This window comes from Pseudomonas sp. Q2-TVG4-2, assembly GCF_013620795.1.
Lineage (GTDB): Bacteria > Pseudomonadota > Gammaproteobacteria > Pseudomonadales > Pseudomonadaceae > Stutzerimonas.
Map to the genome: position 1 here is coordinate 128890 of NZ_LGLW01000008.1, position 26114 is coordinate 155003.

Sequence of the window (26114 nt, forward strand, 5' to 3'; positions counted from 1 at the left end):
GGCGGCGCCCTCAGAGGTGGTATACGTCGATCATCTGGCGGATGTAGTCATTCTTCAGCACGACCTTCTTGGCCTTGATCAGCGGGTTCTCGCCGCGTGTGTCGAGGGTGTAGAAGTTGGTGCCGTAGAAGTGATCTACCGTCTTGTACCGGAAGCTCATCGTGTGCCAGTTGTAGCGCAGCTTGCAGACGCCATCGGACTGCTCAAGCAACTCCAGGTTGCTGATGTTGTGGCTGGTGCGGGTATCCGGAACGGTGGCGCTGGAGCGCTCGGTCTTGATGCGGAAAACCCGATCTTCGAGGCCGCCACGATTGCCGTACCAGATCAGCGAAATTTCACGCTGCGGGTCTTCGGTTAGTTGGTCACGATCGTCCCAGGCCGGCATCCAGAACGTGGCGTCCGGGGCGTACATTTCCAGCCAGCTTTCCCACTGTTTGTCGTCGAGGTAGCGCGCCTCACGGTAGAGGAAGTCGCGCGCAGCGTCGTAGGAGATGGTCATTTATGCGCCCTCCACATGGATCAGCTGATCCTGTTCCGCCTTGACGGCCTTGATCATCTGCTGCTGCCAGTACTGGTGCTGCATGACGAACAGGCCTTCGTCTTCCGAGCGGGCACCGCTCAGCTTGGGATGCAGATCGATCTCCTTCGCGCCCTCGTCGGGCCCGTCGATCCAGTGCTTGGCCCCGCGAGACATGTCGTTCCACTCCATGGCGCGTCCCTGGAAGCCGGCCTGGCAGGCGCGGAATTCTTCCAGGTCGTCCGGCGTGGCCATGCCGCTGACGTTGAAGAAGTCTTCGTACTGACGAATGCGGGTGGCGCGCGCCTCGGCACTCTCACCCTTGGGTGCGATGCAGTAGATGGTGACTTCGGTCTCGTCGACCGAGATCGGCCGGGCGATGCGCAGCTGCGAGCCAAACTGATCCATGAGATACAGGTTCGGGTATAGGCAGAGGTTGCGGGAGTTGCCGATCATCCAGTCGGTACGTGCCTGACCGAACTCAGCGATCATTTCTTCGCGGCGCGCGTGGAGCGGCCGGTCTTCCGGGTTGTCCCAGCGAGTCCAGAGCAGCAGATGGCCGTTCTCGAAGGAGTAGAACCCACCGCCCTTCTTGCCCCAGCCACCGGCACTCATGGTGCGGATCTCTTCACCGGCTTCGCGCAGCTTGCGCTGATTCTGCGTAGCCGCGTAGTTCCAGTGCACGGCCGTGACGTGGTAGCCATCGGCACCGTTCTCGGCGGTCAGCTTCCAGTTGCCACCAAAGACGTAGCTGGAAGAGCCTCGCAGCACCTCGATGCCTTCGGGCGACTGGTCAACCACCATGTCGATGATCTTCTTCGACTCGCCGAGAAATTCGTCGAGCGAAGCGACATCTTCTCGCAGGCTGCCAAACAGGAAGCCACGGTAGGACTCGAAGCGGGCGATCTTCTTCAGGTCGTGGGAACCGTCGCAATCGAAGCTGTCCGGGTAGCCGGCTTCCTTCGGATCCTTGACCTTCAACAGCTTGCCGGAGTTATTGAACGTCCAGCCATGGAAGGGGCAGGTATAGGTGGCCTTGTTGCCGCTCTTGAAGCGGCAAAGCATGGCACCGCGGTGACTGCAGGCATTAATGAAGGCGTTGAGTTCGCCTTCCTTGTTGCGCGCGATGAAGATCGGCTGACGGCCCATATAGGTCGTGTAGTAGTCGTTCTTTTCGGGAATCTGGCTCTCATGAGCGAGATACAGCCAGTTGCCCTCGAAGATGTGCTTCATCTCCAGTTCGAACAACCGAGGGTCGGTGAACATCTCGCGCTTGCAGCGAAAGATGCCCTTCTCTTTGTCGTCTTCAACAAGCGAATCAAGGTAGTCGAATCCCAGGGACATGACCGGGGCCTCCATTGTTATTGTGTCTACGTGATGAAGGCTACGGCGCGAGAAGCGGCATCAATATCCGTTTCCTGCAGCACCTTTATCCGTTTTCTGCAATGGCACACCGAGCCGGCCGGTCGACGGGCTGGCCTATAACAAGAGGAGTAACGGAGGGGGAATGGTTGAGCACGGCAGGACGCCAGACGGTTTGCCCCTTGAGCTGCCGGAGACCGGTTGGTGCAAGAACCAACCAGCCGACGCACTGGGAGTACGCACCGGGAGGCATCGCGGCTCAAGAGGCCATTTCGTAACCCAAAAAAAAGGCGCCGATAATCGGCGCCTTCGCTGTCGCTGCGCGTGGGCGTCAGACGAGGCGGAATCGAGCAACCTGGGACTGCAATTCGCTGCCTAGCCGTGCGAGGTCTGCGCTGGCTGCCGAGGTCTGCTCTGTGGCAGCAGCAGATTGGTCGGCCACGTCACGAATGCTGGAAACGCTTCGATTGATCTCCTCCGCGACGGCGCTTTGCTGCTCCGACGCAGTCGCGATCTGCTGGTTCATTTGTTGAATGCTCGATACCGCAGCATTGATCGCATTGAGTGCTTCTCCAGCCAATTGCGCCGCCTCAACCGTCTGGCCTGCCAGGCCGCAGCTCTTACCCATGACCTCAACCGCGGTCTGAGATCCGCTCTGCAGTGCTCCGATCAGGCCCTCGATTTCCAATGTGGATTCCTGGGTGCGGCGCGCCAGTGCTCGTACTTCATCAGCCACTACAGCAAAACCTCGGCCCGCCTCGCCTGCACGAGCCGCTTCGATTGCAGCGTTGAGTGCGAGCAGGTTGGTCTGGTCGGCGACGCCTTTGATTACATCCAGCACGCTACCGATGCCACTGCTGTCATGCTTTAGCCGCTCGATGGATTCGGCTGAAGCTTCGATGGATCGTGCCAGTTCTTCGATACGCTCGATGGTTTGCCGGACCACCGCTTGCCCCTGTTGTGCCTGAACGTCAGCCGATGCTGCCGAATGCGCCGCCGACTCGGCATTGCGCGCAACGTCCTGAACAGTAGCCGTCATCTCGTTCATCGCCGTAGCCACCTGATCGGTTTCGAGCTTTTGCTGCCCCACTCCGACACTGGTCTGTTCGGTCACCGCGGACATCTCTTCGGCAGCAGCGGCAAGCTGGGCAATGCCATCCGAGAGCCGGGTCATCAGCATGCGCAGATTCTCGGTCATTTGCTGCATGGCCTGCATCAACTGACCCAGCTCATCTCGGCGATCAATGGTGAGATTCTCCGACAGATCCCCATCAGCCACACGCCGGGCGAGAGAAACCACGCGCTGCAGTGGACCGACGATCATTTGGGTGATCAACACGGCACATAACAAGCTCATGACGAGCGCCACCGCCGTCGCACCAATCAGGACCATGCGAACCTGGCGCTGCTCGAGACGCAATTCTTCGAGCTGGCTGGCGTAGGCATTTTGTGCAACACCGACCATCTGACGCGCACGCTCAGTCAACTCCGCCTCGCTGGCGACGCGAGTCGAATGCGCCTTGAGGTAACCGAGAAATTCCTGTCGGTACTGGTTCAGCCTGGGCAACGCCCGGTCCAGTGCACGCCTGCTGTCACCCTCGGGCAAGCTGTTGCGCAGCGCTGCGCCTGCCACGGCAGAAGTCTCCAGCTGGGCAAGCAAGGCATCAGCATCGCTCTGGTTGCCGCCGATGACGAAGTTCTTTTCCAGCCTGCGGGCATCCAGCATCAGCCTGGCCAGTCCGGCGGCCTGATCGAAACGATCCAGAGTCTGAATACTCTCGGTGTCGCCAGTCTGTCGGATCTGCTCCTCGGCCCGCCTGCGTAATTCGGATTCCGCCGTGGCGAAGCCATTGAGCGCGTCGCGCGCAGCCTCTTCCATATTGTCCTCGGCAATTTGGCTTTGCTGCATCGCCTGGCTGAATTCGCCCAGCTTGGTCTGGTAGCCCTCTCCGTCCTGCTTGAGCTGGTCCAACTGTGCGATTTTATCGGGGCTTCGTAAGTCGGCGCGTGTGGAGGCGGCAATTTGCAGGGTCTTATCGATCGCCTGCCGGGCTTCGTTCAGAAAGGCGGCCTCCTGTCGTAACAGGTAGTTTTTCTCGTTCTGCCGTGCTTCGGCCACCAGTCCCTTGATCTCAGCGACCTGACTTAGTTTGGCGAACCGCTCCAGAACCGTATCCAACGCCTGGTAACTGATCCAGGCGATCGCCAATGTGATCATCAGTACAAGGCCGAAGCCCAATAACAATTTGCGTCTAACGCTGATATCGAGCAGAAGGCTTCGGAACCTGTCCATCTATTCACCTTAAAAGTTGTACAACAGAAAACAGCCGAAGCGTTTTGTACAAGCTTTGTAAAGGCTCGTCAATTATTGGGCGTCAGTTTTACACCACCAGTGTGAGCGGTCCGCTGAGATCAACTACGAGCTCTACATACCGGACCGTTTCTCGCATCGAGACCCAGCGGCAATCGCGGAGCATTCTTGAGCAGGCGGAATTGTGGATTCCGCCGTTGGGGAGGGGGTTACTGTTCGGGCGCGTCGCTCATGTGCAACGACGCGCGGGCAATGGCCACTAGAGCGCTCTAATGATGTCGGCGCAGCGTATCGGACGGCAACTCGCCAAAAGCGCTTTTGTAGGTTTCCGAGAAGCGCCCCAGGTGCAGGAAGCCATAGTCCATCGCGATCTCGGTGATGTTGCGAACCTTGGCCGAGGGGTCACTCAGACGGCCATGGATCTGCTCCAGCTTGCGCTGGCGAATGTAGGATTTTGGCGTCGTGCCGAGCTTGCGCTCGAACAGCATGTACAGCGAGCGCGGGCTCATGTTCGCCAGCTGCGCCAATTGTTCTACCGAAATGTCCTTCTTCAGGTGCTCGTCGATGTAATCGGTGATGCGCCCGAACGATGGGCAACTGTCGCTCAACGGCTCGCGGTGGATGTTATTAGCCAGGGTGCATAGCAGCTTCGAGGCAATGATGCGGCTGTACTGGTCTTGCAGTTGCGGTATGCAATGCTCGGCTTCGGCCTCCTGGCAGATCAACCCGAGCAGGCTTTCGATCCCTTCGAGCTGCTTGAGATCATAGCGGCTGCTGGTGAACCGAATGCCCTCGCCTGGTGCGCGCCACTGGTTCTCGGCACAGGCCTTTTCCAGAAACGAAGCCGGCAGTTTGACGATGAGCTTCTCGCAATCATCGGAATAGGTCAGATCGACCGGATCGTCCGGGTTGATCAACAGCAGCTCGCCGGGAGTGAAATAGTGCTCCTGACCACGGCCGCGCCAGAGGCAGTGACCGCGTTGCAACAGCTGCAAGTGGTAGATGGTTTCCAGCGCCGGGGACGTAACATGCACGCTGCCACCGTAACTCAGCCGGCAGAGATCGAGCTTGCCGAACGTACAGTGACTCAAGCTGGCTTGCGGATTGCCGGTGCGTGGCAACTGAATGCAGTGCGCACCAACATGCTGATTGACGTACTCCGACACCGCGTGGGGATCGGCACGCTCGAAAATCCTGCTTTTCGCGTTCAGCAGACTATCCATCACAGGGGCACTCTTGTCTTTTTTATAGTTAGGCTGGTGTCATTGCGAAGCGACACCAGGCCTGTCGTCACACCGGACCGGGACCGTGGTCACTCAGCCTGTGCGCGAAGCATATCGCTGTTGCCAAGCATAGGAGATTGGACGAACGGCCAACATCCGTACCGTCCGGTAACCGCACGTTTTCGTACTCACTGACCGGCGGGCGCCCCCGGTTTTCGCAACCTGAGGCAATTAGCCAATGGCGCGTGGATATCCCTTTTCAGCGCACAAGGTATCAGCGATGGCCTGGGCAGCCACCGAGAGCTCGTGTCCGGGCTTGGTCAGGATGCCGACGGGCTTTTCGATTACGGGGTCGCCTAAGGCAACACAACGTGCACCGAGCTCCAGCATCTGCTCGCGGCACAGCGCCGGCACAGCACTGACCCCCAGGCCGCTGGCTACCATGCGCCCGACCGTGGCCAGCTGATGACTCTCGAACTGCACCGGCAGACTGCAGCCGCGCTGGCGCAGGTGATCTTCGAGCATGTAACGCACGGTAGAGGGTCGTTGCAGCGTAATGAAGGGATGCTGGAGCAATTCAGACCAGCTCAATTCACCATCGCGAGCCAAGGCCGAATCAGCCGGCACCACCGCGACGAAGCGATCCGTGTAGAGCGGAATGAAGCTCAGCGGTGAGCTGGGCTCCGGCTCGAAGGCTATGCCTAGTTCGACCTGCCGATCCCGCACCATCTCCATGACCTGTTCGTTGATCACGTCATGCACCGTGACGCTGATCGAGGGGTACTGATCCCGAAAGGTACGCAGCACCGACGGCAACAGATTGCCGGCGAACGATGGCATCGATGCCAACGCCACCCGGCCCTGTTTCAAGGTGAAGCGTTGGCGCAGCTCGTCCTCGGCGTTGTCCCAATCGGCCAGTAGCCGACGCGCCAGTGGCAACAGCGCCTCGCCTTCGGGCGTCAGGCTTACCGCGCGCGTAGTGCGGCTGAACAGCCGTCCCCCCAGGCCGTCTTCCAACGCCTTGATAGTCAGACTCAGCGCCGACTGCGATAGATGCAGGCGCTCGCACGCCTGGGCAAAGCTCAGGGTATGCGCCACCGCTAGAAAGGCGCGCAGCTGTTTTACGGTCATAGGCCCAATCCACGGGAAGTGCGATTCGCAGTCATCGCATCAGCTTGATTCGTTTTATCAATCAATAGCGCTTAAAAATCAACTTAACAAATCACTTCTCAGCAGGAACACTCGGTCGCACGACATGCGTCTCCAACAATAAGAGGAATGGTTCATGGCTGGTTTCGACAAGCGCGTCAGCACCTACGCCGAAGCCCTCGACGGGCTCCAGGACGGCATGACCGTGCTGGCCGGTGGCTTCGGTCTGTGTGGCATCCCGGAAAATTTGATCGCCGAGATCAAGCGCAAGGGCACCCGCGACCTGACGGTGGTTTCGAACAACTGCGGCGTCGATGGCTTCGGCCTGGGTGTGCTGCTGGAAGACCGTCAGATTCGCAAGATGATCGCCTCCTACGTCGGCGAGAACGGGTTGTTCGAGAAGCAATTGCTCGACGGCGAGCTGGAAGTCGAGCTGACGCCCCAAGGCACCCTGGCCGAGAAGATGCGCGCAGGCGGCGCCGGGATTCCGGCCTTCTACACCGCCACCGGCTATGGCACGCCCATCGCCGAAGGTAAGGATGTCCGCGAGTTCAACGGCCGTCCGCACATCCTCGAACACGCCATCACCGGCGACTTCGCCATCGTCAAAGGCTGGAAGGCCGACCGCTACGGCAACGTGATCTACCGGCATACCGCGCAGAATTTCAACCCGCTGGCGGCAGCCGCCGGCAAGATCACGGTGGTCGAGGTCGAGGAGATCGTCGAGCCCGGCGAGATCGACCCCACCCAGATCCACACGCCCGGCATCTACGTCGACCGCATCATTTGCGGCACCTTCGAGAAGCGCATCGAAAAGCGCACCGTCCGCAGCTGATCCCCCTTAGTGGTTGAAAGAACAAGAGGTCAAAACCATGGCACTAACCCGCGAACAAATGGCCCAGCGCGTCGCTCGCGAACTGCAGGACGGCTACTACGTGAACCTCGGAATCGGCATCCCGACCCTGGTCGCCAACTACGTGCCCGAGGGCATGGAAGTGATGCTGCAATCGGAGAACGGCCTGCTCGGCATGGGCACCTTTCCCACCGAGGCAGAACTCGACGCCGATATGATCAACGCCGGCAAGCAGACTGTTACGGCGCGCATCGGCGCCTCCATCTTCAACTCGGCGGAATCGTTCGCGATGATCCGCGGTGGGCACATCGACCTCACCGTGCTTGGCGCCTTCGAGGTTGACGTACAGGGCAACATCGCCTCGTGGATGATCCCCGGCAAGCTGGTCAAAGGCATGGGCGGCGCCATGGACCTGGTGGCCGGCGCCGAGAACATCATCGTGCTGATGACCCACGCGTCGAAGGACGGCGAGTCGAAGCTGCTGCCGAGGTGCACCCTGCCGCTGACCGGCGCCGGCTGTATCAAGCGCGTACTGACCGACCTGGCCTACCTGGAAATCGAGAACGGCGCCTTCGTGCTCAAGGAGCGCGCGCCGGGCGTCAGCGTCGAAGAAATCGTCGCCAAGACCGCCGGCGAGCTGGTGGTACCGGAACACGTGCCGGAAATGACGTTCTGAACGCACACGTTTCCCTGTAGGAGCGAGCTTGCTCGCAGGCTCTACAGAGCCCAGCGACCGCCCGCTCTCTACAACACCCGACTCAACCGGAGCAAGAACATGCAAGACGTCGTCATCGTTGCAGCGACCCGTACCGCCATCGGCTCCTTTCAGGGCGCGCTGGCCAATATCGCCGCGCCGGACCTGGGCGCGGCGGTCATCAAGAATCTGCTCGCCCAAACCGGGCTGAACCCCGCCGACGTGGACGAAGTGATCCTCGGCCAGGTTTTGACTGCAGGCGCCGGCCAGAACCCAGCACGGCAAACGTCGATCAAGGCTGGCCTGCCACACGCCGTGCCCTCGTTCACCCTCAACAAGGTCTGCGGCTCCGGCCTCAAAGCGCTGCATCTGGCCACCCAGGCGATTCGCTGCGGCGACGCCGAGGTCATCATCGCCGGCGGCCAGGAAAGCATGAGCCTGGCACCCTACGTACTGCCAAAGGCCCGCACCGGGCTGCGCATGGGCCATGCAGAACTGGTCGACTCGATGATCAGCGATGGGCTTTGGGATGCGTTCAACGATTTTCATATGGGCATCACTGCCGAAAATCTGGTGGACAAATACGGCATCAGCCGCGAGGCGCAAGACGCCTTTGCCGCGTCCTCGCAGCAAAAAGCGGTTGCGGCCATTGAGGCCGGGCGCTTCAAGGACGAGATCACCCCGGTCGAGATTCCTCAGCGCAAGGGTGAGCCGCTTCGTTTCGATACCGACGAGCAACCGCGCGCCGGTACGACCGCCGAAGCGCTGGCCAAGTTGTGCCCTGCCTTCAAGAAGGACGGCAGCGTCACGGCCGGTAACGCTTCCAGTCTCAACGACGGCGCCGCCGCGGTGTTGCTGATGAGCGCGGACAAGGCCAAAGCTCTCGGTTTGCCGGTACTGGCACGGATCAAGGCCTACGCCAATGCTGGTGTTGACCCGGCGATCATGGGCATCGCCCCGGTGTCGGCGACCCGCCGCTGCCTGGACAAGGCCGGCTGGTCACTGGAGGACATCGATCTGATCGAGGCCAACGAAGCCTTCGCCGCGCAGGCGCTGTCGGTCGGCCAGGAGCTCGGCTGGGACGCCAGCAAGGTCAACGTCAACGGCGGTGCCATCGCCCTGGGACATCCGATCGGCGCCTCGGGCTGCCGCATCCTGGTCACGCTGGTGCACGAAATGATTCGACGCGACGCCAAAAAGGGGCTCGCCACCTTGTGCATCGGTGGCGGGCAAGGCGTCGCGCTGGCAATCGAGCGCGACTGAGGAGGCTCATCCGCCTCCGCCATCGAGGTTCGCTGTCCTGTCACTGTGGCCGGATAGCCTATTACACCGCTTCACCTCAACGGCGGCGCCCTGGGAGACCGGCGCCGCCCTCCCTAAGAAAAATAATGCAGGATCACCATGCTTAACACCGTAACCGCGTGGAGCGTCAAGCTCGTACAGCGCTACCTTCCCTCCCCCTTTGTTTTCGCCATACTGCTGAGCCTCATCGTGCTCGCCACCAGCATGCTCATCACCGGCCAAGGCTTGCCGGCGATGGCCAAGCACTGGGGCACCGGCTTCTGGAATCTATTGACCTTCGCTATGCAAATGGCGCTGATTCTGGTCACCGGTCATGCACTGGCCAGCGCCCCCCTGATACATCGTCTGCTTGCCGGATTGGCACGCACCGCCAAAACACCCGGCCGAGCCGTCGTGCTGGTCACGCTGATAGCGCTGGCCGGTTCCTGGATCAACTGGGGCTTCGGTCTGGTCATCGGCGCGGTGTTCGCCCGCGCCCTGGCGCGTGAGGTCAAAGGCGTCGACTACCCTCTGCTGGTGGCGGCGGCCTACTCGGGCTTCCTGATTTGGCATGGCGGCCTGTCCGGCTCCATTCCGCTGTCACTGGCCACCGGCGGCGCGGACGTCGAACGTATGACCGGCGGGGTCGTGACAGCGGCCATCGGCGTTGGCGACACGCTGTTTACCACCCTGAACCTGACCATCATTGCCCTGCTGGTGATCGGCCTGCCCATCCTCAACTGGGCGATGCACCCCAAGCAGCCGAAGGTCGCCGACCCGGCACTGCTGCTCGATCCCGAACATGAGCCCTTGCCGCGCGGCACCTTGGCGCAACGCCTGGACGACAGCCGTATCCTCAACCTGATCATCGTCGCACTGGGTGCCATCTACTTCGGTTATTACTTCGCTGAGAACGGCTTCGCCCTGACGCTGAACATCGTCATCGGTCTGTTCCTATTCATCGGTCTGGCGCTGCATGGCTCGCCGGAGCGCTACATGCGCGCCGTCCAAGACGGTATTGGCGGCATCAGCGGCATCGTCATTCAGTTTCCCTTCTACGCCGGGATCATGGGCATGATGGTCGGTGCCAACGCTGACGGGCTTTCGCTAGGCAAGCAGATCACCGACACCTTTATCGCCTGGTCGTCGGCCGATACTTTCCCGGTGCTGGCTTTCCTCAGCGCCGGTCTGGTCAACGTCTTCGTGCCGTCCGGTGGCGGTCAATGGGCGGTGCAAGGGCCAATCATGCTGCCTGCTGGCCAAGCACTCGGCGTGACGCCAGCCGTCACGGCCATGGCGATTGCCTGGGGCGATGCCTGGACCAACATGGTCCAACCCTTCTGGGCATTGCCGATCCTCGGCATTGTCGGTCTTGGCGCGCGGGACATCATGGGCTACTGCCTGCTGATGCTGGTGTACTCGGGCATCGTCATTTCAGGCTGCTTGTACTTTCTCGGCTGATAAAAAAGGCTGACGCCGCAACGGCGTCGGCCTCTCTCCATAGTCGGATACAACCGGCTCGCACCCAGAACGCCCTCTATACATGCTCACCTTATCCGCCAGGCACGCTGATTGTCTTCGATGAATGAACAATCACAGGCGCGGCGTATCCGATGCAGCGTGAACAACGCCAGAAGGCGCGCTCGCCCGGCAGGCTTGGGCAAGCGGTAAGCTCGCCACCCCCGCCGTGACGCCCGGTGACAACTCTGACTTCGAGTATTGCAATGCCAACAGACGAGACCCGCCGCGCTCTGCTTGTTATCAACCGTCACGCGCGTAACGGCTCCGGCTTGATCGACGATGTGCTCGATACGCTGCGCGAGGGCGGTATCGAACTGGTGCGCCCAAGCAATCCGGATGCTCCAGTCGCCGAGCAGATTGCCCAGAGCGCCGATGGCTGTGACCTGGTCATCATCGGCGGTGGCGACGGCACGCTAAACGCCGCGGCACCGGCGCTCATCATGGCGGGACTTCCGGTCGGCATTTTGCCGCTCGGCACCGCCAACGACTTGGCAAAGACGCTGGGTATACCGCCGAACCCGGTCGCGGCGGCACTGCTGATCGTATCCGGCACGCCCCACCCGATGGACGTTGGCGTAGTCAATGGGCATATCTTCCTGAACGTAGCGAGCATCGGGTTCAGCTCGGAACTGGCCCGTCAGCTCAGCGCCGAAGCGAAGAAAAAGTGGGGTCGGCTGGGTTATGCCATCACCGCTTTCCGGCTGTTGCGCCGTTTACGGCGCTTCGTTTTGTATATCGAGCACGACGGCGAACGCATGATGGTCAAAACCATCCAGGCGTCGGTGGGCAATGGCCGATATTACGGCGGTGGCATGACCGTGGAACAAACCGCTACGGCAGACGACGGCCATCTGGATTTCTACAGCCTTGAAATTCGTCGCTGGTGGAAACTGCTGCTGCTGTTTCCTCGCCTGCGGCGCGGCACCCATGGTGCGACCCGCGACGTGCGAGCATTTCGCACCACGGCAATCACCCTCTCCACGCGCAAGCCGATGCCGATCAATACCGATGGCGAGCTGACGACCCATACACCAGCCGAATTCAGCATCAAGCCAAAAGCACTATCAGTCTATTCGCCAGAGCGCTGATCGCACTCAGCCGCTCTTGGCGATGCCCGGTCTTCCCTTCAAGCCAGGCGCCATCATCGCCTTGCAACCGCGCACCACGCAGGTGCACGGGGCAACATGTCCTCCAATTGGCTACGCACATCAAACGTTCCCTTTGGAATAGGCGTTTCGCTTGATTTGGCGACACGCCCGCTCGTCTGCTGGACGTTCTAGGGCCAGATAAACAGCGCAACTTTTTTTTACAAATCCGTGTCGCAATTAACAGACCCAAGCCAGGCCGGCGTGCCTCACGAAGCAAGCCTGGCGGTAGTGCCTCCCTTGAGGGCATGCAGTAAAGGTCGAGGAGTCTTCAGCGAACGCACCGATAGGCAGTTATCGGTATGTGGTGGTTCACCGCTAAGCCGCGGTTCTGATCGTAGAACGGCGGCGGATGTTCAGGGATAGGGAAAAGGACGATGCTCTTCAACTCCGTGGTGTTCATCGCCGGGTTTCTTCCGGTCGTTTTACTGGGTTTCATTCTTTTCGCGGGCACTGGCAGACAACGCTACGCGGCGATCTGGCTGACGCTGGCATCGTTAGTGTTCTATGGCTGGTGGAACCCTGCCTATGTGCCGCTGCTGGTCGGCAGCATGGTGGTCAACTACCTGATCGGGGGATATCTGCTGCGCCGGCCGTCGCGACTGCTGCTGGTGCTCGGCGTCGCTGCCAACGTCGCACTGCTGGGCTATTACAAGTACACCGGCTTCCTCTTCGGCGCGCTCGACAATGCGTTCGGCCTGGGCTGGTCGGTGGGCGACATCATCCTGCCGCTAGCGATCTCGTTCTTCACCTTCCAACAGATCGCCTATCTGGTCGACGCCCACGATGGGGAAGTGAGCGAACACGATTTCATCAATTACTGCCTGTTCATCAGCTTCTTCCCGCAACTGATCGCCGGCCCAATCACCCATCACGGCGAGATGCTCAAGCAGTTCAACGACAGCAGCACCTTCCGCCCGCGAATCGACAACATTTCGTTGGGCCTCACGGTATTCCTGCTTGGCCTGTTCAAGAAGGTAATCATTGCCGATCCGCTGGGCGCCAATGCCTCGCCGATCTTCGCCGTCGCGGCCGACGGCACAGTACCGGCGCTATACGACGCCTGGTTTGGCGCGCTGACCTATACCTTGCAGATCTACTTCGACTTCTCCGGCTACAGCGACATGGCCATCGGCCTCGGACTGCTCTTCGGCCTGCGCTTGCCAGTGAATTTCAATAGCCCGTTCAAGGCCCACAACGTGATCGACTACTGGTCGCGCTGGCACATGACCTTGACGCGCTTCCTGACCGCCTACATCTACAACCCCATCGTCATGCGCATCACTCGCTCGCGAATGGCGACGGGCAAACCGCTACCACGTCGCGGCAAGATGAGCCTGAGCACATTTGTCGTACTGGTCGCCTATCCGACGGTGCTGACCATGTTCATCTCCGGCGTCTGGCATGGCGCTGGCTGGCAGTTCGTGGTGTTCGGCCTGTTACATGGTTTCTATCTCGTGGTTGCGCACGGTTTCCGGGCCTATAAGGCGCGCCAGGGGTTGCCTCTCGATAGCGACAAGCTTTGGCATCACACCGGCGCCGTCCTGCTGACCTTCCTCTGCGTGGTCGTGGCAATGGTGTTCTTCCGCGCAGCGAGTGTTCCGGCGGCGATGGCGATGCTCTCCGGCATGGTTGGGCTGAGCGAGCAGGCCACCAAGTTCGACAAATCGGATTTCCTCACCATCGCCCTGCTACTCGCCTTCGTCTGGCTGATGCCCAACGTGCAGCAATGGATGGCGCGCTTTCGTACCGCCCTGGATGCGCAACCCCGCGAAAACTGGCTGCTGCGCTGGTTCCCGGTCGCCTTGTGGAGCCCGACCCCGGTAATCGGCGTGGCCATCGGCGTGCTGGGTTTCTTCGCGTTGGCCGTCGCGTTCTCCGTGGCCCCAACCGAGTTTCTCTACTTCCAGTTCTGATCTTCAAGGAGTGAATGGCTAATGGATCAGCTTCTCTGGCTAGCCCGACATCAGGACCTGAGCGCCGCCATCAGCGAGGCCAAACGCGAACTCGACCCGATCGCGCGACTCATCGAAGCCGCACGCTTGGCCGGCTACCGCCGCGACTTCACCCAAACGATGCGCCTGGATCGCCTGGCAAGCGAGGGCCTGCGCAGCGTGGCCAGCGGCGAGGCGTCCGTGTCGGGATTGTGCTCTTTACGCATCGCCCTGCTCTCCTCACACACAGTGGACCATCTACTACCGGCTATCCGGGTCGCGGGCCTGCAGCGCCGACTGGCGCTCTCCGTTCACGTTGCGCCCTATGGGATGTATCGCCAGGCGTTGTTGACACACGACGCGGAGTTGGCTGCCTTCGCCCCGCAACTGCTGGTGCTGGCGCTGGATGCGCGCGATGCACCTTTGCAGCTGCCCCTGGAGGCCTCGCAGGCGAATGTGGACGTAGCGGTCGCCGAACGGGTCGACGAACTGCGGCTACTCTGGCGACGTGCCCGGGAACGCTTCGCCGCGCAGGTGGTGCAGCAAACGCTAGTGCCGGCCGATCCGCCAATCTTCGGCTCCTTCGAAGCGCTGGTGCCGGCCGCGCCCTACGCAGTGATCGACCGATTGAACGCCGCCATTCGCGCCGCCGCTCGTGAAGACGGCGTGCTGTTGATGGATCTCGCCTGGGAAGCCGCACGCGGCAGCTACGGTGATGGTCTGGCCGAACCGCTGCGCTGGCATCAGGCCAAGCAATTGGTTAGCCCCAATCTGGCACCGTTGTACGGCGATCAGTTGGCACGCATCGCTGCGGCAAGCGTTGGCCTGTCGCGTAAATGCCTGGTGCTGGACTTGGACAACACGCTGTGGGGCGGCGTGGTCGGCGACGACGGTGTTGGCGGCATTCACCTGGGCCAAGGTTCACCCAGCGGCGAAGCCTTCCTTGCCTTCCAGCGCTACGCCGCGCTGCTCGCCCGTCGGGGGATCATCCTTGCCGTGTGCAGCAAGAACGACCTGAGCGTCGCCGAGGCGGCGTTCAATCACCCAGAGATGGCACTCAAACGCAGCGACGTTGCCGCTTTCATAGCGAACTGGGACGACAAGGCCGGCAACCTGCGGCGTATCGCGTCGATGCTGGACATCGGCCTGGACAGCCTGGTTTTCGTCGACGACAACCCGGCCGAGCGCGACATCGTGCGCCGCGAGTTGCCAGAAGTCGCTGTGCCCGAGCTGCCCGATGACGTGGCCGATTACCCCGCGCGAGTGGCTGCGGCCGGCTACTTCGAAGCGGTGTCCTTCACGTCCGACGACGCCACCCGCGGCCGCAACTATGCGCTCAATGCCGAACGCAAGGCGGCGATGAGCCAGGCCACCGATATGGAAGGTTATCTGCGCGGGCTGGAAATGGTGCTGACCGCGACCCCGATCGGCGCCGCCGAGCTGGCCCGCTGCACCCAGCTGATCAACAAGACCAACCAGTTCAACCTCGCCACCCGTCGCTACAGCGAGGCGGAGGTCGAGCGCATGGCCAGCGACCCGCACTGCGTGGCGCTCGCCATCCGGCTGGCCGACAAGTTTGGCGACAACGGGTTGATCAGTGTGGTGCTGGCGCGCCCGGACGAGGCTATCGCCGAAGATGAACTGCTCATCGACAGCTGGCTGATGAGTTGCCGCGTGCTCGGTCGACAGGTCGAAGACGCCGTACTTCAGGTGCTCGCCAGTGCCGCAATTGCCGCCGGCTACCGCGCGTTGATCGGCGAATACCGACCTACCGAACGCAATGGCATGGTCGCAGAACACTATCCACGACTGGGGTTTGATCAATACCCCGCGCCCACCGATTCCTCCAGCCAGGCGACATTCTGGCGCTATGACCTCAACACCACCCGCATTCCCTGCCATTTTATCGAGGTAACGGCATGACCGAATCAGAAGTACTCACGGCGCTCACCCCGGTTTTCCACGACATATTCGACGATGACAGCATCATCCTCTCACCGGAAATGACTGCCAACGACATCGACGGCTGGGACAGCCAAGCTCATGTGATGCTCACCGTCGCGGCGGAGCAACGCTTCGGTATCAAGTTTCGGACAGCGGAGCTTGAATCGCTGCGCAACGTTGGCCATTTCGCTCAAGTCATCAGCGCAAAACTCGAAGGGAAATAGCCATGGCCCATGCCGCTGGACTACCCAGGAACGGGAACGCCGCCCAAAGCGGAGATGCAAGCGCGGCCAGCGCGCCGGGCCAGATGCGTTCACTGTATTTGTTGTCCTTGTTTGCCGGTCTGGTCGGTGCCCTGACGCTGTTTTGTCTGACGCTGCTGAGTCTGGACCGAACCGGCAACCTGCCGCCGCCAGCGTTCTCCAACAACCTGTGCGTTGATGAAAAACTCAGCTTTATGCGTGCCAACCGGATCAAGTCCCCCAACCTGCTGGTGATTGGTTCTTCCGTGGCCTGGCGCCACGTGAACGGCCACGTACTGGCGCAGGCACTGCCGGAGGTTCGGCCAATGAATGGCGCCTTCTGCGGTCTGTTCGCCAATCAGTCCGCTTATGTCGCGCACTGGCTACTCGACCGGGAGTCGAGCATCCGCAGCGTCGTCATGATCGCCGATCCGCAGGATTTCGCCGGCTGCTGGAAGGTACAAGACGCGGTTTTCAGCCGCGAGCATGTCGACCCCTACGTCTATCAGGGTGCCTCGCGCTGGAATTACTACATGCGCTACTTCTCGCCGAAGTCATTGGCGCGAAACGCGCTGACGGTCAAAGCTCAGCGCGCCGGACAGATCGAATGGGATCCGCTGGTCTTCAACCGCTTTGGTGATGGCCCGCTGGTAACCGAAAACACCCGCAAGCTGATGTACGGCCGTCCAGACGCGCTGGACCGCAACTGCTTCGACGCCTTACGCGAACTGAGCGCGCGCCTACAGCAGGAAGGTCGGCAATTAATGGTGGTCTCCACCCCGTTGCATCCGCAATGGAAGGAAAAATACGACCCGGACGGTACCTTCCTCGCCGACTTCGACCAGCGCATTGTCGATAGTTTGGGCGCCAGCGGTACCTACTGGAACGCTGACAAGGACTGGAACACGCCGGTCACCTCGTTCGTCGATGCCGTGCATATGCGCTGGTCCGCCGTCCAGGAGTTCTCGGCTGCCCTGGCTGAGCAGATGCAAAAAGCGGCCACCGGACCAGGGCCTGCGCCGGCCTTGGAAACAGCGGGGGCACCTTGATTCGCTGAACGCCACGAAAAAAGCCCGGTGCTTAATAGCCACCGGGCTTGTTGATTGAGTTAGCGCGAAGCGGGCAGGACCCGACCACGGCACTCGCCGAACCCAATCGAGGCATGACCCTCACGTCGGCACCGCGCCTTAAGGATGATCTCGTCGCCGTCCTCCAAGAAGGTACGCGTCTCACCGCTGGCCAGCTCCAGCGACTGCTTGCCGCCTTGGGTGATCTCCAGCAGGCTGCCGCAGCTGTCGGTGCTCTCGCCGGACAATGTGCCCGAGCCGAACAGGTCGCCCGGTTGCAGGCTGCAGCCGTTGACGCTGTGGTGCGCCACCATCTGGGCCACCGTCCAATACATGTTCCGAGTGCTGCTCAGGGTGATGCGCTGCGGCGGTAGATCCTTGTCGCGCATGGCCTCGGTCAGCAGCAACACTTCCAGCTCGATATCCAGAGCGCCCTGTTGCTGGTCCTTTTCGTCATACAGATACGGCAGCGGTTGCGGATCGCCTTCGGGACGTACCGGCTGGGCGCAGCGGAAGGGTTCCAACGCTTCCGGCGTCACGATCCAAGGCGAGACGCTGGTGGCAAAGCTCTTGGAGAGAAACGGACCCAGCGGCTGATATTCCCAGGCCTGCAGATCACGAGCCGACCAGTCGTTGAGCAGGCAGAAGCCCGCCACGTGACGCCCCGCCTCGCTAATCGGGATAGCCTCGCCACGGGCGTTGCCTTCGCCAATCCAAATCCCCAGTTCGAGCTCATGATCAAGGCGCTTGCTCGGGCCGAAGCTCGGCTCGGTGGCACCCGGCGGCATGGTTTGGCCGTTGGGCCGCTTCACTGTCGCGCCCGAAACATCGATGGTGGACGCACGACCGTGATAGCCGATGGGGACGTACTTGTAGTTCGGCAGCAATGGATTGTCCGGGCGGAACAGCTTGCCGACGTTGTTAGCGTGATGGATACCGACATAGAAGTCGGTGTAGTCGCCAACCCGGGCCGGCAAGTGCATCTGACACTGGCCCATCGGCTTCAACAGGGACTCACCCATGCCCTGCAGGCGCTCGCGGTGTTCGCTGGTCTCGGCCAGCAATCCTTGCAGCGCTTCACGCAGCGCCTTGCGAGCCGATACACCCAGGGCAAAGAAGGTGTTGAGGCTGCTGGCGCTGGCGGCTGTTGCCGCTTCGGCGGCTCGCCCTTCGAACAGGCCGGCCTCACAGGCAGCAGCCAGATCAATAATGTAATCGCCGACGGCGACGCCGCCCCGTGGCTGTCCGCCGTCGCGGCTGAACACACCCAGCGGCAGGTTGGCCAGAGAGAAGTCCGAATGGTCATTGGCGGACTCGACCCAGCTGCGTAGTTCGTTTTGTGCGGTCATGTCACTTCCTGTTCTTGTCGAAGGTCTTGGTCAGGCCGGCCCAGCAGCTGTCGTAATCATCCTGCAGCTGCGGGCTTTCCAGCGCCTGGCGCGTTGGGCGAAGCACCTGGCCGGTTTCGAACATGAAGGCCATGGTGTTCTCGATCTTGTGCGGTTTGAGTTCGGCGTTGATCGCCTGTTCAGTCGAAACGTGATCCGGCCCGTGAGCGCTCATGCAGTTGTGCAGTGAGGCACCACCCGGCGAGAAGCCGTCGGCCTTGGCGTCGTAGGCGCCGGCGATGAGCCCCATGAATTCGTTCATCAAGTTGCGGTGGAACCACGGCGGACGGAAGGTGTTCTCCGCCACCATCCAGCGCGGCGGGAAAATCACGAAGTCGATGTTGGCCATCCCATGGATGGCACTGGGTGAAGTCAGCACCGTGAAAATCGACGGATCAGGATGGTCGAAACTGACCGTACCGATGGTGTTGAAACGGCGCAGGTCGTACTTGTACGGCACGTTGTTACCATGCCAAGCCACCACGTCCAGCGGCGAATGATCAAGCTCAGTCGCCCAGAGTTCACCGAGAAATTTCTGCACCAGCTGCACCGGCTCGTCACGCTCTTCGAAATGCGCAACCGGCGCCAGGAAATCGCGCGGATTGGCCAGGCCATTGCTGCCGATCGGGCCAAGGTCGGGCAGACGCAACACGCAGCCATGGTTTTCACACACATATCCGCTGACGTTCGCATCAACCAGCTCAACACGGAACCGCATTCCACGCGGAATGACAGCGATCTCCAATGGTGCCACCTCGAGCACGCCCAGCTCAGTGACCAGCTTCAGCGCGCCCTGCTGCGGCACGATCAGCAGCTCGCCATCAGCATTGAAGAACACCCGTTCCATCGACTGATTCGCCGCGTAGCGATAAATGCTTGCGCCTGTCGGCTGGCCCGGCTCGCCGTTAGCGGCAACGCACATCAGGCCATCGATGAAATCGGTCGCGACCTCGGGCATCGGCATGGGATTCCAGCGAAGACGATTGGGCGTGACCGCTCCCAGCGTGCTGTTCAGCTGGTGCCCCAGCCGTTGGTACTGGCCGTGGTTGGCGGATGGGCGAATGCGATACAGCCACGTCCGCCGCGCCTCGCTGCGCGAGACGGTAAAGGCCGTCCCGGAAAGCAGCTCCGTGTAGAGCCCATAAGGCACCTTCTGCGGCGAGTTCTGCCCGACGGGCAGCGCACCGGGTAACGCCTCGCTGCTGAATTCATTGCCGAAGCCGGACTGGTATCGATGAGCCTGGATATCTTGTTCTTGGCTGAGCATGGCTGCCTCTCGACTTGCGTAACCGTGTTACGCAAAAAGTAATTTGAACTCGTTCCAGCGTCAAGCTATAAACAGCGCCTTCACGGGCAGGCAATCGAACTCATGGCAGACAACAACGCGGAAACAGCGCCAAGGCGGCAGAAAGTCCAGGCGGCAGAGGTGGGAACGGAGATCCTCACGGCGCTGGCCGAACTAGCCCCGGCGACCTCCCTGTCGCGCCTGGCCGAGCACGTCGGCATGCCTGCCAGCAAGGTGCATCGCTACTTGCAAGCACTGATGGCGAGCGGCTTCGCCGAGCAGGATCCGCTGACCAATCACTACGGTCTGGGCCGCGCCGCGCTGTTCGTTGGTCTGGCGGCGCTGGGGCGATTGGACGTGGTCAAGCTGGCAACACCGCATCTGGCGCAACTGCGCGATGAACTCAATGAGACCTGCTTTCTCGCGGTATGGGGCAACCGCGGTCCGGCGGTGGTGCATGTTGAACAGGCAGTACGCGCCGTCACGCTGGTGACGCAGGTGGGCTCGGTGCTGCCGTTGCTGGGCTCATCAACCGGCCTGGTGTTCAATGCCTTCATGCCGAACGCGGAAACCGTCCAGCTGCGCGAAGCCGAAATGCAGCTGCCGTCAGCACCCTCCTCAGATGCCCTGCTCACCACCATGAGCGCGCTGCAGCGCACACATATTCAACCCGTGCACGGCCTGTTGATGGCAGGCGTCAATGCGCTGTCGGCACCGCTGTTCAGCGGCGGGCAGAAATTGGCGGGGGTCATCACAGTCGTCGGCGCAGAACCCGGTTTTACGGCCGAAGCGGACGGCGAAGCGGCGAAGCGGTTGCTTGAGGTTGCGCGAGCGATCAGCGCGCGGATGGGGGCGTAGCGTGCTACTCGCGTTGCCAGTGGCTAGAGCCAGGTCGATTCGGGACGCTTAAAAAAGACCCGCCAATGACGGGCCAAGAGCACACAGCAGCGGTGCGTTCAACGGAACAATAGCGGCCGCAGCTACAGGATCGAAAACGGGAAGTTGAATATCAGGCGATTCTCGTCGTTATCTCGGGCGTTGATTTCGGAGCGATAGCTTGAGTTACGCCACTTTATGTTGAGATTTTTCGCCGGGCCGCTCTGGATGGTATAAGCCAGCTCAGTATCACGGCCCCATTCCTCGCCGTCTTCGGTGCTGGCTGTTCTGATGCTGTCGCCGCTGATGTAGCGATTCATCAGGGTCATGCCGGGAATGCCCACTGCGGCGAAGTTGTAGTCATGACGCAGCTGCCAGGAACGCTCGCCAGCGTTGTCGTAGCTGTTATTGAAGCTGTCGTTGGCCATCGAGCCGCCGCTCGTGCCGTTGACGCGCATCCAAGCGTCGCCGCTGACCTTCTGCAAGCCAACGTAGAAGGAGTTGCCGGCAGCCTTCAGACCGAACAGGCCGGAATAGGTCTTGTTGTCCAGTTCGCCGGCACGGGCGCTGCCATCTTCATCGCCCTGGAAATAGCCGAGATTGGCTGTCAGGGCCAGGTAGGCGCCCAGCGGTTGGGTGTGCAACAGCTGTACGTACTGCTGCTCATAAACATCCGCCAACTCAGCGGTCCACAGGCCGACGGTGGTGCGTTTGTCATTGAAGGCGTATTCGCCACCGATGTAGTTGAAGCGGTCCGAGACACCACCGCCGAAGCTCATGTCTTCCATGCTCGCGTTGTCGCGCACGCTGTTCTGGCGGAACTGACCGGCAGAAAGCATCAGCCCGTCGAACGCCCGCGAGGTGATCATGCCGCCCTCGAAGGTCTGCGGCAGCGAGCGACCATCGTCCGCACGGAGGATCGGCAGCACCGGCATCATTTCGCCGACTTTCAGTTCGGTATTCAAGATTTTGGCCTTGGCAGCTACGCCCAAGCGGCCATAGTCGTCGACCGGGCGGCCGCTACTGTCGCGCGGCAACAGCGCGGTGCCGGAAGTGCCACGGCCGCCGTCGAGTTTGACAGCTAAACCGGCAATCATGTCGATGCCAAAGCCGACCGGGCCGGGGGTGTAACCTGATTGGGCGTTTAGGAAGAAACTTTGGGTCCATTCCTCGGCCTTGGTGCGGGTGATGGAGTCGTCGCGGAATTCACGGCCAATGTAGAAGTTGCGCGCGTTCACGGTGATCTTGGTGTCTTCAACGAATCCCCCGGCACCGGCGGTCAGCGGAACGAGAGCGGCGATGGACGCGGCGAGCAAGGTGGTTGCGAGGATGCGGCTTGATTGGGTGGTGTGGTGTTTCATTGTTGTTGTTTTCCTTTTTCAAGGTTGAGGGCTCCCCGCCGCCGTTGCGGATGTCTAAGCGAGGGGGAGTAGTTCTGCCGCGCAGGCGGCAAATAGTTCTGCGGTGGAGGTCAGTCAGCCACAGCACTAATCAAGACTTGGTGCTGTTCGATTCCTGCTGCTAGACGGAATTGAGCAACCTTCGCGTTTAAACCAACGCCGTCTTATTGAGCCAAGAGCAACAATCCTGAGACGAAGGCAAACAGGAGTACGAAGCGGCGCAGACGGGCATCGTCGAGAACGCTCCGAGCCCAGTGGCTAGCTGCCAAGCCCAGCGCCAGTGGCGGAAACAACCACAACAGGGGCGGAAACTGCTCAGCATGCAGATGGTTCCCTGCAGCGAGCACTGCAAGGGAGATCACTTCACCTATCAGGAAGCAGAGGGCTACGGACCCACGGAGGGTTGCCACTGGCGAATGTTGGTAGACCAGTGCCAATGGGGGACCACCAATACCCGTAGCCGTCTCGGTGATACCCGTAATGAGCCCGGTAGAAACGAACGCGCAACGACCAGGTACGAAGACCGGTGCCATCCACGTGGCAAGACAAGCAGCAATCGTCGACAAGCCGATCAACACGTTGAGCTGGGACAACGGTAGCCAGAAGAGCACCCATATCCCGCCGAACGTGCCGAACACTCGCCCCAAGGTAATCCACGAGCTGCCCCGCAAATCAATGGCGTCACGCTCACGCCACGCAACGATGGCGTTGAGCGGCAGCATCAAGGCCAGCAAGGTAATGGGAAGCAATGTTGGCTCTAACAACCCCATCACCGGCGCGACAATCAAGGCAAATCCCATACCTGTCGTGCCCTGTACAAGAGCACCTACGGCGACGGCGACTGCGATGAAAAAAAACGATTCGATCAGCATGGCTGGATCCGTGCACGTTAATGATGGAAGGGATTACCGATTCAAAGGGCTGGGATTGACCTTGTGAATGGGTGCTCGAGCGATCGCATCTTTGGCCAACACATCGACCTGACGCATGAGCGCGCGCGCGTCCCAGTCCGTGGGCCATCCCTGCCACAACCGTAACTGCCCTTGCACGACCACTGCCTGGATCTGGTCGCGGTTGACGAGGCGAACCAACTCCCACGACAGATCCCATGAAGGCAGCAATTCGGGTACAGCAAGATCAACCAGCAAGAAGTCCGCTGACAGACCAGTTGCGATGCGTCCGGTCACTTCGCCGAGACCGAGTACCTTGGCACCGCCTTGCGTGCCCGCATCCAGCCAGACTTGACCAGAGCCGCAAACCGAATCCCCGACAGCAAGGCCATGGGCGAAGCGCTGCGCTGCTTCGGAGTAATCAAGCAAGCGGAATCCATCACTGCGCGTCCCGTCTGTGCCAAGCCCTAACGGCACCCCTAGGCTGTGCATCATCAGGGCCTGCGCGACAGCGTTGCCCTTCCATGCACTGGCTACAGGGTTGTAGCTGACCGCTGCGCCGCTATCCCTCAGCAGGGACAGCTCAGAAGGCGTAAGCAGCGTGGCATGAGCCAACAAAGCCCTCGGGCCTAAAGCGCCGGCTCTATGCAGATGCTCCAACGGACGCAAGCCAAAGCGTTCGAGGGACCGTTCCACTGCAACCAGGTGCTCATTGACATGACTTTGAAACACGCGCCCAGCTTCGGCGCATAACCCATACACACTTCTCAACATGCCATCCGTAGCAATTTCAGGGATCGGGACTGCCAGTGATGGAATGATTAGCGGGTCGCTGTCCCATGCAGATAGATGCCGTTCGGCATCGGCAAGAACGGGACCGGAGTCAAGGACGCCCTCGCCGTGACGGTCACTGCAAACTCTTGCCAGGACGCAACGGATGCCCGTTTCCTTCGCAGCCTTGGCGATGGCATCCAGCCCCTCCTGCGCGCGTGTTCCTGCATCGCAAACTGTTGTGAAGCCTCCGCGCAGAGCCTCGAGGGTAGCCAGCTTGGACGTGAGGTAGAGCAGCTCAGCGTTCAGGCTGCTTTCCAGCGGCACCCAGATGCGCCTGAAGATTTCGGAAGGCTCCCCGAAGACAAGTCCTTTACCGAAGCTCTGGCTTAAGTGGTGATGCGTATCGACAAACCCAGGCATCAGCAACTGACTTTGCAGCCGCAGTACCGGTAACTCCGGATAACGGTGCTGAAGAATTTGCAGGGGGCCCACGTCTGCAAAACACCCGTCCGTTACTAACACTGCGTGATTTTGGCGGGGCCCCTCAGGCAGCAATAGCCACTCCGGCGCGAGCAATTGATTGGGAGCCATTAGTTGCTCCTGGTTCGGTAGATGTTCTTTCGCCGGGTTCATATCAGTCCTTAAAAATTGCGCGGTTGCGTGTTGCTTGGTGAAGTTCTTGTCGCGAATAGCGCGGCGTACCACCTAAGTGTTGAGCGAGCGGGGCTACAGCCTTAGCTTCAGGAGCGGCTAGCTCGGATGCCGAGACAGGCGGGACTATTCCGAAACGGAAGGCTTATTAGGTTCAGCGGGGGCCATCGCTACATCTGCCTCAACTGTTTCAGCTGGAGAGGAGCTGCTGCCCAGATGGTGGAAAAGAATGTTCACGAGCACGGCCGTCAAGGTTCCCATGGCCAAACCATTGCCTAGGACAACCTGAAAGTGGGCGGGAAACGCGCTGTAAAAGCCAGGCACTACGATTGGTATCAGGCCCATCGCCAACGCTGATGCAAGCGTGAACAAGTTACCGTTGGTGTTGAAATCAACCCTGCGAAGGATGTTGATCCCCATCACCCCGATAATGGCGAAGACGATTACGGCCGTGCCGGCAACCACCGCGTTGGGGACTGCGTAGGCCAGCCTGGCGAGCGGTACGAAAAGAGCCATCACCGTGAGCATGCATCCTGCCATGATCGTGACATAGCGAGAGCGGGCACCTGTAGCGCGAATGATTCCGATGTTTTCGCCGCTTGTAATGATTAGCGAAGTGCCAAAACAACCGCCGAATACGGACCCCAACGCGTCGGCGCGAATATTCTTCGGTACGATTGAGTGGTGGTCTCCCTTTCGGCCAACGATCTCAGCGGTGGCCATGGTCTGACCAGTCGCTTCGGTCATCGAAACCACGCTAAAGATGATCAACGGAAGCGAAGCGAAAAAATCAAACTTAGGCATGCCGAACGGAAAAGGCTCGGGCAGCGCAAACATGGCCCCGTTCATCACGTTTTCAACCGCCATATTTCCGGTCGCCACCGCAACCGCGGCACCTGCAAGCAAACCGAGCATGACCGCAATGCGCTGCCACATACCTGTAAAGACGCGCGCAAATACCACGGTAAATCCGATAGTCACCAGCGCTAAGGCGACACTCGTCATGCTGGCAAAGTCCGGCGAGCCCGGCCGGCCCGTGATAAGGCTGCCGAAGATGCGGATCAGATTCACAGCCACCAGCAATAGCATGGTGCCGATCACGATAGGCGGGAAGAACCTCAGAGCTCTGGTAAAAAAAGGCAGCGCCAGGAAATAAAACAACCCCGTCATGATGACGGCACCAGTGGCGGTTTGTAGATCGGTGACCTCGGCAATACCCAGAAAAATCACCAACGGTGCCCCGCCTGGCACCTGTACGAAGGGAAGCCGGGCCCCGAAGCCGGCCACACCGGTGGATTGGAGGATGGTGCCTAGGCCACAGGCTAAGAAAATGGCGCTCATAAGACTGATGGTTACATCATCAGAAAGCCCCAACGTGTGACCAATTAAAAAAGCCGCCGTGATTGGGGCCGCCGCCATAACCAAAACGTGTTGCAGGCCGAAGATGATGAGGGTCCGTAAAGGTAGCCTCTCATCAACTGGCTCTAAGCTTTTTTCGAAAGGCGTCTGGGTCGTTCTCATAGCAGCTGTCCTTTTATTTTTGTGTTCGGGAGCTCACTGAAGGCGGCGTAGCCACCCTATGAGCAAACCCTAGTAGCCTCGACTGT

At 60.6% G+C, this 26114-nt stretch carries 21 protein-coding genes; 10 read left to right on the forward strand and 11 right to left on the reverse strand.

Features of this window, described 5'->3' with window-relative positions:
• Positions 1–10 precede the first annotated feature (10 nt).
• From benB to H3028_RS17455, 5 genes are all read right to left on the reverse strand, one after another.
• Positions 11–499 (reverse strand): benzoate 1,2-dioxygenase small subunit, encoded by a 489-nt coding sequence (benB, locus tag H3028_RS17435; protein ID WP_181298490.1) that lies wholly within the window; start codon positions 497–499, stop codon positions 11–13.
• Positions 500–1861 (reverse strand): benzoate 1,2-dioxygenase large subunit, encoded by a 1362-nt coding sequence (gene benA / locus H3028_RS17440; RefSeq protein ID WP_181298491.1) that lies wholly within the window; start codon positions 1859–1861, stop codon positions 500–502.
• Positions 1862–2210: 349 nt separating this feature from the next.
• Entirely contained in the window at positions 2211–4172 is a 1962-nt protein-coding gene (locus H3028_RS17445; protein ID WP_181298492.1) for a methyl-accepting chemotaxis protein, read from the reverse strand.
• 287 nt (positions 4173–4459) lie between these two features.
• Positions 4460–5413: an AraC family transcriptional regulator gene (locus H3028_RS17450; protein WP_181298493.1), complete on the reverse strand. Its 954-nt coding sequence runs from the start codon at positions 5411–5413 to the stop codon at positions 4460–4462.
• A 231-nt stretch (positions 5414–5644) separates the two neighbouring features.
• Positions 5645–6544, reverse strand: a complete 900-nt coding sequence (locus tag H3028_RS17455) for a LysR family transcriptional regulator (protein WP_181298494.1) — start codon at positions 6542–6544, stop codon at positions 5645–5647.
• 154 nt (positions 6545–6698) lie between these two features.
• Here H3028_RS17455 and H3028_RS17460 point away from each other — a divergent pair, with 154 nt between their 5' ends.
• The 9 genes from H3028_RS17460 (at position 6699) to H3028_RS17500 (ending at position 17225) form a co-directional block, all read left to right on the forward strand.
• Positions 6699–7397 (forward strand): CoA transferase subunit A, encoded by a 699-nt coding sequence (locus H3028_RS17460; protein WP_168423783.1) that lies wholly within the window; start codon positions 6699–6701, stop codon positions 7395–7397.
• A 37-nt stretch (positions 7398–7434) separates the two neighbouring features.
• Entirely contained in the window at positions 7435–8091 is a 657-nt protein-coding gene (locus H3028_RS17465; RefSeq protein WP_181298495.1) for a CoA transferase subunit B, read from the forward strand.
• A gap of 99 nt (positions 8092–8190) precedes the next feature.
• Positions 8191–9372, forward strand: coding sequence for an acetyl-CoA C-acetyltransferase (locus tag H3028_RS17470; RefSeq protein WP_181298496.1), 1182 nt, complete (start codon positions 8191–8193; stop codon positions 9370–9372).
• A 138-nt stretch (positions 9373–9510) separates the two neighbouring features.
• Positions 9511–10851, forward strand: a complete 1341-nt coding sequence (locus tag H3028_RS17475) for a short-chain fatty acid transporter (RefSeq protein ID WP_168423786.1) — start codon at positions 9511–9513, stop codon at positions 10849–10851.
• 263 nt (positions 10852–11114) lie between these two features.
• Positions 11115–11999, forward strand: coding sequence for a lipid kinase (locus H3028_RS17480; RefSeq protein WP_181298497.1), 885 nt, complete (start codon positions 11115–11117; stop codon positions 11997–11999).
• 434 nt (positions 12000–12433) lie between these two features.
• Complete coding sequence (locus H3028_RS17485; protein WP_181298498.1) at positions 12434–13972, forward strand: MBOAT family protein; 1539 nt, start codon at positions 12434–12436, stop codon at positions 13970–13972.
• A 21-nt stretch (positions 13973–13993) separates the two neighbouring features.
• On the forward strand, positions 13994–15913 hold the full coding sequence (locus H3028_RS17490) for an HAD-IIIC family phosphatase (protein ID WP_181298499.1): 1920 nt from the start codon (positions 13994–13996) through the stop codon (positions 15911–15913).
• Entirely contained in the window at positions 15910–16158 is a 249-nt protein-coding gene (locus H3028_RS17495; RefSeq protein WP_168423789.1) for an acyl carrier protein, read from the forward strand. The genes H3028_RS17490 and H3028_RS17495 overlap by 4 nt, the downstream gene beginning before the upstream one ends.
• Positions 16159–16241: 83 nt before the next feature.
• Positions 16242–17225: a hypothetical protein gene (locus H3028_RS17500; RefSeq protein ID WP_258237835.1), complete on the forward strand. Its 984-nt coding sequence runs from the start codon at positions 16242–16244 to the stop codon at positions 17223–17225.
• Between the two features lie 59 nt (positions 17226–17284).
• Here H3028_RS17500 and fahA read toward each other — a convergent pair whose 3' ends face one another.
• Together fahA and hmgA are read right to left on the reverse strand one after the other, a co-directional pair.
• Positions 17285–18592: a fumarylacetoacetase gene (gene fahA / locus H3028_RS17505; RefSeq protein ID WP_181298501.1), complete on the reverse strand. Its 1308-nt coding sequence runs from the start codon at positions 18590–18592 to the stop codon at positions 17285–17287.
• A gap of 1 nt (position 18593) precedes the next feature.
• Entirely contained in the window at positions 18594–19898 is a 1305-nt protein-coding gene (hmgA, locus tag H3028_RS17510) for a homogentisate 1,2-dioxygenase (protein ID WP_181298502.1), read from the reverse strand.
• A gap of 102 nt (positions 19899–20000) precedes the next feature.
• Here hmgA and H3028_RS17515 point away from each other — a divergent pair, with 102 nt between their 5' ends.
• Positions 20001–20774 carry an IclR family transcriptional regulator gene (locus tag H3028_RS17515; RefSeq protein ID WP_181298503.1) on the forward strand — a complete coding sequence of 258 codons (774 nt, stop codon included), beginning with the start codon at positions 20001–20003 and terminating at the stop codon, positions 20772–20774.
• A gap of 122 nt (positions 20775–20896) precedes the next feature.
• Here the strand turns inward: H3028_RS17515 and H3028_RS17520 are convergent, their stop codons facing one another.
• From H3028_RS17520 to H3028_RS17535, 4 genes are all read right to left on the reverse strand, one after another.
• Complete coding sequence (locus H3028_RS17520) at positions 20897–22153, reverse strand: OprD family porin (RefSeq protein WP_181298504.1); 1257 nt, start codon at positions 22151–22153, stop codon at positions 20897–20899.
• A 203-nt stretch (positions 22154–22356) separates the two neighbouring features.
• Positions 22357–23064 (reverse strand): sulfite exporter TauE/SafE family protein, encoded by a 708-nt coding sequence (locus H3028_RS17525; RefSeq protein ID WP_181298505.1) that lies wholly within the window; start codon positions 23062–23064, stop codon positions 22357–22359.
• 33 nt (positions 23065–23097) lie between these two features.
• On the reverse strand, positions 23098–24447 hold the full coding sequence (locus H3028_RS17530; protein WP_258237837.1) for an amidohydrolase family protein: 1350 nt from the start codon (positions 24445–24447) through the stop codon (positions 23098–23100).
• A 186-nt stretch (positions 24448–24633) separates the two neighbouring features.
• Positions 24634–26028, reverse strand: a complete 1395-nt coding sequence (locus tag H3028_RS17535; protein WP_181298507.1) for a uracil-xanthine permease family protein — start codon at positions 26026–26028, stop codon at positions 24634–24636.
• Between the last annotated feature and the right edge of the window lie 86 nt (positions 26029–26114).

Excerpts from the sequence above, each read along its gene's own strand:
- fahA (WP_181298501.1), bottom strand. The coding sequence starts at position 18,592 with ATGACCGCACAAAACGAACTACGCAGCTGGGTCGAGTCCGCCAATGAC.
- H3028_RS17500 (WP_258237835.1), top strand. The coding sequence starts at position 16,242 with ATGCGTTCACTGTATTTGTTGTCCTTGTTTGCCGGTCTGGTCGGTGCC.
- H3028_RS17455 (WP_181298494.1), bottom strand. The coding sequence starts at position 6,544 with ATGACCGTAAAACAGCTGCGCGCCTTTCTAGCGGTGGCGCATACCCTG.
- H3028_RS17520 (WP_181298504.1), bottom strand. The coding sequence starts at position 22,153 with ATGAAACACCACACCACCCAATCAAGCCGCATCCTCGCAACCACCTTG.
- H3028_RS17480 (WP_181298497.1), top strand. The coding sequence starts at position 11,115 with ATGCCAACAGACGAGACCCGCCGCGCTCTGCTTGTTATCAACCGTCAC.
- H3028_RS17515 (WP_181298503.1), top strand. The coding sequence starts at position 20,001 with ATGGCAGACAACAACGCGGAAACAGCGCCAAGGCGGCAGAAAGTCCAG.
- H3028_RS17475 (WP_168423786.1), top strand. The coding sequence starts at position 9,511 with ATGCTTAACACCGTAACCGCGTGGAGCGTCAAGCTCGTACAGCGCTAC.
- H3028_RS17470 (WP_181298496.1), top strand. The coding sequence starts at position 8,191 with ATGCAAGACGTCGTCATCGTTGCAGCGACCCGTACCGCCATCGGCTCC.
- H3028_RS17490 (WP_181298499.1), top strand. The coding sequence starts at position 13,994 with ATGGATCAGCTTCTCTGGCTAGCCCGACATCAGGACCTGAGCGCCGCC.
- H3028_RS17485 (WP_181298498.1), top strand. The coding sequence starts at position 12,434 with ATGCTCTTCAACTCCGTGGTGTTCATCGCCGGGTTTCTTCCGGTCGTT.
- H3028_RS17445 (WP_181298492.1), bottom strand. The coding sequence starts at position 4,172 with ATGGACAGGTTCCGAAGCCTTCTGCTCGATATCAGCGTTAGACGCAAA.
- benB (WP_181298490.1), bottom strand. The coding sequence starts at position 499 with ATGACCATCTCCTACGACGCTGCGCGCGACTTCCTCTACCGTGAGGCG.
- H3028_RS17460 (WP_168423783.1), top strand. The coding sequence starts at position 6,699 with ATGGCTGGTTTCGACAAGCGCGTCAGCACCTACGCCGAAGCCCTCGAC.
- benA (WP_181298491.1), bottom strand. The coding sequence starts at position 1,861 with ATGTCCCTGGGATTCGACTACCTTGATTCGCTTGTTGAAGACGACAAA.
- H3028_RS17535 (WP_181298507.1), bottom strand. The coding sequence starts at position 26,028 with ATGAGAACGACCCAGACGCCTTTCGAAAAAAGCTTAGAGCCAGTTGAT.
- H3028_RS17530 (WP_258237837.1), bottom strand. The coding sequence starts at position 24,447 with ATGGCTCCCAATCAATTGCTCGCGCCGGAGTGGCTATTGCTGCCTGAG.
- H3028_RS17495 (WP_168423789.1), top strand. The coding sequence starts at position 15,910 with ATGACCGAATCAGAAGTACTCACGGCGCTCACCCCGGTTTTCCACGAC.
- H3028_RS17450 (WP_181298493.1), bottom strand. The coding sequence starts at position 5,413 with ATGGATAGTCTGCTGAACGCGAAAAGCAGGATTTTCGAGCGTGCCGAT.
- hmgA (WP_181298502.1), bottom strand. The coding sequence starts at position 19,898 with ATGCTCAGCCAAGAACAAGATATCCAGGCTCATCGATACCAGTCCGGC.
- H3028_RS17525 (WP_181298505.1), bottom strand. The coding sequence starts at position 23,064 with ATGCTGATCGAATCGTTTTTTTTCATCGCAGTCGCCGTCGCCGTAGGT.
- H3028_RS17465 (WP_181298495.1), top strand. The coding sequence starts at position 7,435 with ATGGCACTAACCCGCGAACAAATGGCCCAGCGCGTCGCTCGCGAACTG.